Source organism: Bifidobacterium leontopitheci (assembly GCF_009193355.1).
Classification (GTDB): Bacteria; Actinomycetota; Actinomycetes; order Actinomycetales; family Bifidobacteriaceae; genus Bifidobacterium; species Bifidobacterium leontopitheci.
Genome location: NZ_WBVT01000060.1, coordinates 1 through 11316, shown reverse-complemented (window position 1 = coordinate 11316; position 11316 = coordinate 1). Strand labels below are relative to the sequence as shown.

General features: G+C 64.9%; 5 protein-coding genes. 2 read left to right on the top strand and 3 right to left on the bottom strand.

Features of this window, described 5'->3' with window-relative positions; genetic code table 11:
* Nucleotides 1-119 precede the first annotated feature (119 nt).
* Nucleotides 120-4385 (top strand): glycoside hydrolase family 2 TIM barrel-domain containing protein, encoded by a 4266-nt coding sequence (locus F7D09_RS10690; protein WP_226836287.1) that lies wholly within the window; start codon nt 120-122, stop codon nt 4383-4385.
* Between the two features lie 252 nt (nt 4386-4637).
* Nucleotides 4638-5612, top strand: coding sequence for a DUF559 domain-containing protein (locus F7D09_RS10685; protein ID WP_152235473.1), 975 nt, complete (start codon nt 4638-4640; stop codon nt 5610-5612).
* A gap of 377 nt (nt 5613-5989) precedes the next feature.
* On the opposite strand, the gene ilvC is transcribed toward F7D09_RS10685, so the two are convergent.
* The 3 genes from ilvC to F7D09_RS10670 all read right to left on the bottom strand — a co-directional run bounded on the left by ilvC (nt 5990) and on the right by F7D09_RS10670 (nt 11010).
* Nucleotides 5990-7042: a ketol-acid reductoisomerase gene (ilvC, locus tag F7D09_RS10680; RefSeq protein ID WP_152235472.1), complete on the bottom strand. Its 1053-nt coding sequence runs from the start codon at nt 7040-7042 to the stop codon at nt 5990-5992.
* Nucleotides 7043-7356: 314 nt separating this feature from the next.
* The gene (locus tag F7D09_RS10675) at nt 7357-8727 is read right to left on the bottom strand and encodes an MFS transporter (RefSeq protein WP_152235471.1); all 1371 of its coding nucleotides are present in this window, start codon (nt 8725-8727) and stop codon (nt 7357-7359) included.
* A gap of 612 nt (nt 8728-9339) precedes the next feature.
* Nucleotides 9340-11010 (bottom strand): MFS transporter, encoded by a 1671-nt coding sequence (locus tag F7D09_RS10670; RefSeq protein ID WP_152235470.1) that lies wholly within the window; start codon nt 11008-11010, stop codon nt 9340-9342.
* Nucleotides 11011-11316 lie beyond the last annotated feature (306 nt).

Sequence of the window (11316 nt, the reverse complement as noted above, 5' to 3'; positions counted from 1 at the left end):
GCCCGCACCCCGACCCGCGCGCTCCCGCGCCGACCATACCACGGCCGATAATGAAATGGCATCGTCACCATACGCGACGCACCGCCACCCAAGGAGCGACCAAGGAGGCCACCGACCCCATGTTCATCCCCCGCTACTACGAGAACCTCGACCATCTGCACGTCGGCACGCAGCCGAACCGCGCGTACTACATCCCCGCCTCGACCCGCATGGATACGGTCGGCGAGCGCCGCACGCGATCCGACCGTTTCACGCTGCTCAACGGCGATTGGAACTTCCGCTACTACCGCAGCATCTACGATCTGGACGCGGAGGTGAACCGTCTGCACGCGAGCGGAGAACCGGCGTTCTACGAACCGGGGTTCGCGACCGACTCCGCGCCACTCACCGGCGAGGCGCGCACGGCCGACGATCCGGCGCTGGCTGCGGCCGGCTTCACGACGATTCCGGTGCCGAGTGTGTGGCAGAACCATGGGTTCGACTCCCACCAGTACACGAATTTCGACTATCCGTTCCCGTTCGACCCGCCGTTCGTGCCGCAGGACGACCCGTGCGGCGTGTACCTGCATGATTTCGAGTATGAGGCGGACCCGGACGCCCCGCGCGCGTTCCTGAATTTCGAGGGTGTGGATTCGGCGTTCTACGTGTGGGTCAACGGCGTGTTCGTGGGCTATTCGCAGGTCGCGCATTCGACGAGCGAGTTCGATGTGACGGATGCGCTGGCGGACGGCGTGAACACGATTGCCGTGCTGGTGCTCAAGTGGTGCGACGGCAGTTATCTGGAGGATCAGGACAAGTTCCGTGTGAGCGGCATTTTCCGTGACGTGTATCTGCTGGCCCGTCCGGCGCATGCGATCCGTGATTTGTTCGCGCATACGTCGATCTGGCGCAGCGTCGACCCGGCGGCCATTGAGGCTGGGCTGAGCGATGCCGAGTATGATGCGTCGCCGGTCGATCATGCGACGGTGGACGTGGATTTTGCGTTTTTCGGCGGCGTGGATGTGCCGGTGCGCGTGCAGCTGTTCGATGAGGATGGCGAGCTGGTGGCCGAGTCGGTGGCCGAGCCGATCGAGGGCGAGGCTGACGGCGGCGACGGCGATGCGGCGACCGGCGACGCAGCCGACTCCGAGGGCGTGGTCGAGGAGATCAGCGACATCGCCGCCATCGACGACGATTCGACGGACGCCGAGGCCGCGCTGCGCATCGCCGCGGTGACCGGCACCCTGGCCGGCGTGAACCCGCAGGCGGTCGGCGAAGACGGCGCGCTCGACCCGACTGCCGTCACCGGCGGCACCGCGTTCCGCCCGACCGCGCACGCGAAGCTGGTCGTCGAGGATCCGCGGCTGTGGACCGCCGAAACGCCGTACCTGTACACAATCGTCTACACGACCGCGCACGAGACGATCACGGCGCTGGTCGGCATCCGCGAGGTGAGCGTCGACGGCAACGTCATCAAGGTCAACGGCCGGCCGATCAAGATCCATGGCGTCAACCGGCATGATTCCGACCCGGTGACCGGTCCGGTCATCAGCGAGGCGCAGATCATGCGTGACCTGACGCTGATGAAGGAGCACAACGTCAACGCGATCCGTACCAGCCACTATCCGAACGCGCCGCACTTCTACGACCTGTACGACCGGCTCGGCTTCTACGTGGTCGCCGAGGCGGACAACGAGAGCCACGGCGCGGAACGCCGCATCGCCCCCGACATGAGCGACCGCAAGCTGGACGAACGCTGGAACGCGCCGATCGCCGACAATCCGGCGTTCATCGCGCCGACCGTCGACCGCGTGCAGCGTAGCGTGGAACGTGACAAGAACCATGCGAGCATCATCTTCTGGTCGATGGGCAACGAGTGCGCGTACGGCTGCACGTTCGAGGCGGCGCTGCTGTGGACGCAGACGTTCGACCCGAGCCGTCTGACGCACTATGAGAGCGCGCGGTACGTGGCCGACGGCCAGGAGTGCGACTACAGCTATCTTGATGTGCACAGCCGCATGTACCCGTCGGTCGAGGAGATCGACCGGTACTTCAGCGAGGAGGGGCCGCGCACGCCGGACGGGCTGCGCGACGGCAGCAACGGCGATGACGGCGACAACGGCGTCAAACCGTACGTGCTGTGCGAGTTCTGCCATGCGATGGGCAACGGCCCGGGCGACCTGGAGGATTATTTCACGCGCATCCAGCGTTACGACGGTCTGGTCGGCGGCTTCATCTGGGAGTGGTGCGACCATGCGATCGACCGCGGCACGAACGCGGCCGGGCGGCGCGAGTACGCGTACGGAGGCGATTCGGGCGAGTACCCGCACGCCGGCAACTTCTGCATGGACGGCCTGGTCTACCCGGATCGCACGCCGCACACGGGGTTGTTGGAGTTCAAGAACGTGTACCGTCCGGTGCGTGTGACCGGTTTCGACCCGGCGGCCGGCACGGTCACGCTGCATAATTATCTGGATTTCCTGGACGCTTCGGACGCGCTGTTCATGACGTTCGAGCTGCTGGTCGACGGCGTGGAGACCGCGTGGGCCGCGTGGGAGAGCGATCCGGCCGCGGGTGCGGCGCTGCGCGAGGTGCATCCGGACAACTATCTGCCGTCGATGCCGTCGATCGCCCCGCATGGCGACGCGGTCGTGGACGTGCCTGAGGTGATTCTGGACGCGATTCCGGAGGCCGGCCGCGTGACGATGCTCGTGCGCTACTATCAGGCGTTCGACACGGAGGTGCTGCCGACCGCGTTCGAGCTGGGCTTCGACGAGGTGGCGGTGCCGACCGCCGATCCGCGCAATCAGACCGTGGTCGCCGTGCTGGGCGAGATCGCGGGCACGGATGGCGAGAGTGTTGCGGACGGCGACGAGGCGAGCGATACGGCCAACGGTCTCGACACCGGCGATGCGGCGGACGGCGATATCGCGGCGAGCGTCGTCGAGGCCGCGCTCGCCGAAGCGGCAGGCGTCGATCCGGCGGAGGTCGCCGAGATCGTCCGCCGTGAGCGTGAGGCGCTGGATGCCGGACAGGCCGACGGCAGCGCGCGAACCGGCGGCGATGCCCAGGACGACAGCAACGTGCACAACGCCGGCGGCGCAGCCCATCATCATGGTCGTCATGCGGCAGGCGACGAGCCGGAGGACACGACGACGGCCGCAGCGGAAGGCGAGCCGCGCGGCGACGCCGGCCGCCGGCAGGACGTCGACCCGGTGACCGTTACGCAGACGGACGCCGAGATCGTCGTCGAAGGCGCGACGTTCCGGTACGTGCTGGATCGTCGCACGGGCCTGTTCTCGTCGCTCGTGTACCGTAACCGCACGCTGCTCGAACGTCCGATGGAGCTCAACGTGTGGCGTGCGCCCACCGACAACGACCAGTACATCAAGGCCGAGTGGGTCCGCGCGCAGTACGACCGCGCGTATGCCCGCGCGTACGCGGCCGACGTGCTGGTGGACGAGGACGATCTGCTGGTGCCGGCTGCGGGCGCGACGGCGTTCGGCGACGCCGACGCGGGCGCCGGTTTCGGTGACGCCGCGGACGGACTTGAGTCGGTGCCGGTCGCCTCGTTCGGCGGCTCGACGGAGGACTTTGCGGCGGACGTCGACGCTGGAACGACAGCCAACGCGCGCGATGCGTTCAGTATTGGCGCGGAAGCTGGCTCCGGCGCGGCGATCGTCGATGGCGAAACCGCCGACGCCGGGACTGCCGACGCCGGGACATCTGCCGGCGTGCACGGCTCGTTCGGCGCGGTCGGCGACGTCAACGCTGGCTCCGACGCAGCGATTGTCGGCGGTCCGGTGACGATCCACGTGACGCTGGGTCTGGTCGCGCCGGTCGTCCAGCGGATCGCCGACATCGACGCCGACTGGACGATCACGCCGGACGGTGCGATCACGCTGCGCATGGATGTGGCTCGCGACACCGACTTCCCGTTCCTGCCGCGGTTCGGTCTGCGGATGTTCCTGCCGAAGGCCATGCGGCAGGTCACCTACTGCGGCCTCGGACCGAACGAAAGCTACGTCGACAAGCAGCGTTCCAGCTATCACGGCGTGTTCGAGGGCACGCCGGAGACGCTGTTCGAGCCGTACATCAAGCCGCAGGAGAACGGCAACCATCACGACTGCGACTGGGCGGAGGTCGCCGGTGACGACGCGCGGCTGGTGATCCTGCGCGGGGCGGACCACGCGTTCGACTTCCAGGCGCTGCCGTACACCGCCGAGGAGATGACCGCGAAGGCGCATCTGAGCGAGCTTGAGCCGGCCGACGCGACCGTGGTGTGCGTCGACTACATGCAGTCCGGCGTCGGCTCGAACAGCTGCGGTCCGAAGCTGCGCGAGGAGTACCGCCTCGACGCCGCCGAATTCGAGTTCGCCCTCACCCTCCTCCCCCAAGCGCGGTAACGCACACTCCCCGCGTCACACTGGCGCCATATTTGTCACAGCGGGTACCTACCCGCTGTGACGCATTCTCAGAAACCCTTGGAATATAAGGATTCTCGTTGTTTTGTCACAGCGGGTAGGTACCCGCTGTGACAAAACAACGAGTTATCCACAATTCTGCAATCCATGTGGATAACCACTTCGTTATCCACATATCCACAGAAATCAGCAGTACGGTAGCGGACCGCGGCATTGTTCTCTACGCTCTGTTTCATGGTAGAAACAACACACACCGCCGAAGCACACGGTTATCTGGCCCAGTCACTGGTTGAGCAGCAAGCGGAGACCCGGCTGCAATGCCGCGACCATGCCATGCGCACAATCATCTCCCGGCGTCCCGTATATACAGGGTTCACCGCTTTGCGACTCAACGGTATCGAAACGCCATGGTGCCCAAAGCTACACGATGCCCCTTTCCATCTGCTGTATGAGCATGACAACCATCGTCATCTGCGTGACGGATCACGATACCTGCATCTGCCGGACGCACTGGCCGGCAGAGCGCATCTGTCGCACACCTTCGACGGCACGACCATCGTCTACACGGATCCGCTCACTACATGGGCTATATTGTCGCGGCATCTCAGTCAAATCGAAACCATCGTACTGGCCGATTCCATACTCCGTCGCTCCTCGGATGCTCACCGAGACGCGAAATCCGCATTCCGACGTTTTCTCTATGGATGCGGCCCGTTCCGAGGCAAAGGCAAATGCCTGGACTCAATCGCTTTCCTCGACTACCGCACCGATTCTCCGATGGAGTGCAGGTCGGTCCTCACGCTTCTGAAAGCCGGTCTTCCGGAGCCGAACGTGCATTGGACCATCTACATCCCGGCATTGCAGCATCTTGCAACCGTGGATATCGCATATCCCGAAGCCAAGGTCATCATCGAATTCGATGGGGACATGCATCGTATCGACCGACAGCAACACCGCTGGGACGAGCGGAAAAGGCAGGCGCTCAGGGATATGGGCTACATCGTCATCGTGATATTCTCCGATGACGTCCTGACCGAAGACGGCAGAAGATCGCTGATAAGCCGAGTGGCGCAAGCATTGCGGGTCTCACCTCCCGGGCAACCTGCCGCGCATCACATGGCACTGTGCAATGACGAGCGCGATGCCGAAGCCAGAGCCCGGCAGCGGAAATACCGGAAAAAGAAAGCAATCGAAGGAATCAAAGTCTGACAGTCAGCATCCGGCGACAGCGTGCCGGCGACACACGCGTCCCCTCCTCACGCACCGCACATTGTCACAGCGGGTACCGACCCGCTGTGACACGTTCTCAGAAACCCTTGGAATATAAGGATTCTCGTTGTTCTGTCACAGCGGGTAGGCACCCGCTGTGATGGGAAAGAAAAGAGATTGAGATTGCCAAAGGAAATCAAAGACCAAGGCAAGACCAGAGGAGACAGCCCGCGCATACAGCAAAGCGCCGCCGTCTCGAAACGAATCGAGGCGACGGCGCTTGTTGCGATGTCAGTGCAGCCGATCAGCGGTCAGCGACCGCCAGTCAGCGGCCAGTGGACCAGCGGTCAGCGACCAATCAGCCGACCGACACAGGCTCACTGAACCTGGGCGCGAGCGATCTTGCCGGTGAAGGACTCGGTCTCGTCGGCGTCCTTGGCCGGGCCGTTGTTCCAGGAGAACATGGCGCGAAGCTTCGGGCCAACGGTCTCGAGCTGCGGGTGGGAGTACTCCTCCTGCAGGGCCTTGAACTTCGGGGCGCCAGCAGCCTGGTCGTCCATGAACTCCTTGGCGAAGGAGCCGTCCTGGATGCGCTTGAGCTGGTACTCCATGTTCTTGCGGGTGTGCTCGTCGATGACGGTGGAGGTGAAGTCACCGTACTGGGCGGTGTCGGAGCAGGACCAACGGGCCTTGTTCAGGCCACCCTCGTTCGCGAGGTCGACCAGCATCTTCAGCTCGTGGAACACCTCGAAGTAGGCGATCTCCGGCTGGTAGCCGGCGGCGGTCAGCACCTGGAAGCCCATCTCGGTGAGGTGGTTGATGCCGCCCATGAGGACGTCCTGCTCGCCGAACAGATCGGTCTCGGTCTCCTCGGTGAAGGTGGTCTTGATGGCGCCGGCGCGCAGGGCGCCCAGAGCCTTGGCGTAGGCCAGGGTCAGATCCCAGGTCTTGCCATCCGGATCCTGCTCGACGGCCACGACGACCGGGACGCCACGGCCGGCGGCGTACTCACGACGCACGATGTGGCCCGGGCCCTTCGGGGCGACCATGAAGACCGGGTGGTCAGCGGACGGCTTGATGTAGCCGTAGTGGATGTTGAAGCCGTGGGCGAAGGCCAGGGCGGCGCCCGGCTTCAGGTTCGGCTCAACGTCGTTCTTGTAGACGGCGGCCTGGTACTGGTCCGGCAGCAGGATCATCACGACGTCGGCCTCGGCGACGGCCTCGCCGACGGACTTGACCTCGAGGCCCTGCTCCTTGGCGAACTCGACGGACTTGGAGGTCGGGCGCAGGCCGACGACCACGTCGACGCCGGAGTCGCGCAGGTTCAGCGCGTGGGCGTGGCCCTGGGAACCGTAACCGAGGATGGCGACCTTCTTGCCGTCGAACACGGAGAGATCTGCGTCCTTGTCATACCAGATAGTTGCTGCCATGATGGCACTCCTTTATGTTTAGTGGAAAATCACTTGCCGGCTTTGTGCCGGTCTTTCTTGTTTGTTACCTGTTGGCTCGTGCAAGAGGATTTTGTCCTTAAACCGTTGCCTATCTTACCGGAAACACAGTCGTAACCTAACCGCATTCCACGTTGCGAACACCGGCTTTGGAAAATCTTGTTGTGCGAGCGTTCAATTATGTGAATTTTTTCAGTTATGAGTGTTCAGTTTTCGGATTTCGGCTTGATGATGCCGATTTCCGGCGTGGTCCGGCCCGTCCGATCACGTCCGGCCGGGCGAGGCGAGCGTTGACGTCACTTCGTGAAATCAACGTCCTTGGTTTCCCTGCACGTCACCACGGCGACCAGGCAGCACACGGCCATCACAGCCAGGTACAGACCGACCGAGTGCACGCCGAAGTTCTTCGACAGCCACGTGGCGACGGTCGGTACGAACGCGGCGCCGACGATCGCGGCGAGGTTGTAGCCGATGCCGGAGCCGGAGTAGCGCACGTTCGCGTCGAACAGCTCGGGCAGGAACGCGCCGATCGGGCCGAACGCGATGCCCATGAGCGCGAAGCCGACGCACAGGAACACGAGGTTCGCCACCCAGTTGCGCTGGCCGACCACGCTCGGGTCAAGCAGGAACGGGAACAGCGCGGCGAACACCACCAGCGCGCAGGACGAGAACATGAGCACGCGGCGACGGCCGATCTTGTCGGCGTAGAGGCACGAGAGCACGATGAACAGGGCGAACACGCAGATGGAGATCATCAGCATGAGCAGGTACTCCTGGTTGGAGAAGCCGAGGTCGCCGCCGCCGTTCGCCGCGGTCTTGGTACCCCAGGCGAGCGACCACGTGGCGAGCGTGTAGAACAGCGTGTACGTGACGGCGACGAGGAACGTGGCCTGCAGCACCTGCTTCCAGGACTTGCGGAACACTTCGACGATCGGGGCCTTGACGACCTGCTTCTTCTGCTGGGCCATGCGGAAGATCGGCGTCTCCTCCATGTGGACGCGCACGACGAGACCGACGACCACGAGCACCGCGCTCAGCAGGAACGGCACGCGCCAACCCCAGGCGATCATCGCGTCCGTGTCGTTGAAGGACTCGAGCACAAAGTAGGTGCCGTTGGACAGGAAGAAGCCAATCGGCGCGCCCAGCTCCGGGAACGAGCCGTAGAGCGCACGCTTGTCCTCGGGCGCGTTCTCAGTGGCGACCAGCGCGGCGCCGGACCATTCGCCGCCCAGGCCGATGCCCTGCACGAATCGCAGCAGGCACAGCACGGCGACCGCGCCGACGCCCACCTGGTCGTAGGTCGGCAGGCAGCCGATCAGGAACGTACCGACGCCCATGGTCATCAGGCTGACGACCAGCGTGGTCTTACGGCCCATGCGGTCGCCGAAGTGACCGAACACGAGCGAGCCGAGCGGGCGGGCGATGAACGCGATGGCGAAGGTCAGCAGGCTGATGAGCAGCGCGACCGTCGGGTTCTCCTTGTCGGAGAAGAAGATGCTGGGGAAGTAGTTCGCCGCGGCGGTGCCGTAGGCGTAGAAGTCGTAGAATTCGATGGCGGTGCCGACCATGGATGCTGCGATCACGGTCTTGACCGAATCGCGTGCCATCGCCTTCGCCTTGCCGGCCAGCGCGTTGGCTGCCCCGGCCGTTGCTTCGACTGCTGTCATGATGTCTCTTGTCTCCCGTTGTGCGGCCCGGCTGCCTGCCGTGCCTTGTGGGTGCTGTTCTTCTGTTCTCTCTCGAATGCCGCCTGATGATCGTTGACCTTGTGGGTGCGTATCAAAAAAGCCCTGCGACCGGTGCAGGGCTTCAACGATTGCTTGTGGCTGTCATCTGCGCCCTGCCTTCGTTGGCCGGGCTCAGCGTGTACGCCGAATCAGTCCGCCAACGACGACGGGATAATAATTCGCGCGGACAGCAGAACGTTGACACGAGTGGCGTCAGCGTTGGTGCGGGCGGTGTATCCGGTCATCATGGCGGGCCTCCTTTCGGTGTTTCGAACGTTTCTCTCGGGCGCTTGTGCGCTCGACTGACCGTCACCATAGGCGCGCGGTCTCGCATAATCTCGCGCCTGTTCAGTATGTGGACACGCCGGTTGCGCAACGGTGCGCATCACGCGGGACGGGCGGACCACGTGACACAGGGCGCGAAAACCGTTGCGATTACTGGGTTGAGGAACATACCTTCACACGGGCCGGGCGTACCACGTGACGCGCTCCCCATGCGACGGCAACCGCGCACACCCGCACCCGCACGCACGCACGCCGGCTCGCCTGCGCTCACGCGCGCATGGTGAGGGTGATGAGGGCGGAGGCGATCAGACAGACGATGGCGATGGGGAACAGCACCGCGAATCCGCCGGTCGCCTGCACGCCGATCGCGCCCGCAAGCGCGGCGATCAGCAGGCCCGCCGAGTTCGACAGGTTGAAGAACGCGAGGTCGTGACCGGCGTTGAGCGGATCGGGCATCGCGGACATGGCCAGCAGCTGGCCGAACGTGTCGATCAGACCAAACGCGAAGCCGGCGATCAGCGCAAACAGGATCATACTGGTCACGCTCAGCAGCGTCATCGGCAGCGCCACCGCCACCGCGTACAGCACACAGGACGCGGCCGACAGATACCGCGGATCCTCCACGTATTCGCCGGCGGGACCGGCGATGAACGCGGCGATCACGGAGCCGGCCAGCGTGGCCAGCGCCATCGAAGCGATCAGCGAGCCGACCGGCATAACCAACGCGGTCGAGTTGCCTTGCACGAACCATCCGCGAAAAATCAGGCCGGCCGCGACAAACCACAGGAACATCGGCACAATGCCCACACCGGCGGAAACCAGCGTGCGAGAGGCGAACGCCTTCCAGAATTCGGTCGCGTGATACGGCGCGCGGAACCGGTCGAAGAACGCGCGCGAACTCATCGGCGTGCGGGCGAGCGCCTCGCTTGACGGCTCCTTGGGCCATACGAGCAGCGGCACGATGCCGGCGATCACGAACACGACCGCGGCCGTGATGAACGGCAGGTAGGATCCGCCCGTCACGAGTCCGCCGACGCCGAGCCACACGCCGAGCGCCTGGCCGACCATCTGGCCGATGCCGCGCGCACGCACCACGCGCGGACGGAACTTGTCGGGCACGCGTTCGCTGAACGCCGCGGCCATGGGTACGGTGAGCATAGCGTAGCCGACCTGCGTCAGACCCCACAACAGTGCGATGCCGACCACGCTGGTGTTGAGGCCGAGCAGCAGCGTGGTCAACGCGGCAAGGAAACCGCCTGCGGCGATCCACGGCGTGCGCCGGCCCCGCTCGGTGCGCGTGCGGTCGGACAGCGCGGCCACGCCGGCTTCGGCGAACAGTGACACGACGACGCCGACGATGATCACGACCGCCAGGCCCCACGCCCACGAGACCGCCAGTCCACCGTCGCCGATCTCGCCGATATGCAGGTCCGCAAGCTCACCTTGACCGAACAACGCCACATGCTCGCCGCTCGGCCCACGCCAGCCGATGTAGGCGATGAGCGCCGGCAACGCGAGCAGATTCAGCGACGCCCACGCCATGACCGACAGCAGTGCGGCGAGCGCGAACCCCCACGCCAGCCGCGTGACCTGCCGGGCGTCGGGCCGCTGGCCGTCCGCGCTGACCACCGGGTCGCGCATGTCCACGTACGCCGAAGCCATGTCCGGCACGGCGGCGTCCACCGAAGCGGCCGCGGCAGCCGGCGAACCGTCGGCGATCATCTGCGCAGCCTGCGTTTCGGCCTGCGTGACCGACGCCTCGACCTTCTTGCGCGGCTGATGAACGGCCAGACGGGCGACCGCGGCCTTGTCCTCGGGCGTAAGCGCCTTGTCGTAGTCGGGACGGTCGTCAATGCCCGGCCGCACGTACACGCTGCCCGGCAGCGGCTTGGGCGCGGGAGTCGGCTCCGGTGCGGTGTTCTGCTGATCGTCTCTCATATCCATCCCCCTGCTACTCGTGCGCGCACCCGCTCGGCGCGCGGCTCTCTCGGTCATGTCAGGTACGGCGACGCCCGGCGGTTTTCGGCCCGGCGCAGCCGTTTGCTCTCTCACCCAACGATTGTATGAGCCTATCGTAACGGACGGCAAACACCACCGGTAGATATCTACCACCCTGCCGGGGTGGGGCGGTAGATCGGCGGGGAGCTGGCCCTTATTCACCTACGTCCCTCCCGGCGGCCGCCTACGTGGAGAATCCGGTGGGGGGCCGTGCAATTAAAAAAAAAAAGAAACAGAACGAATGAA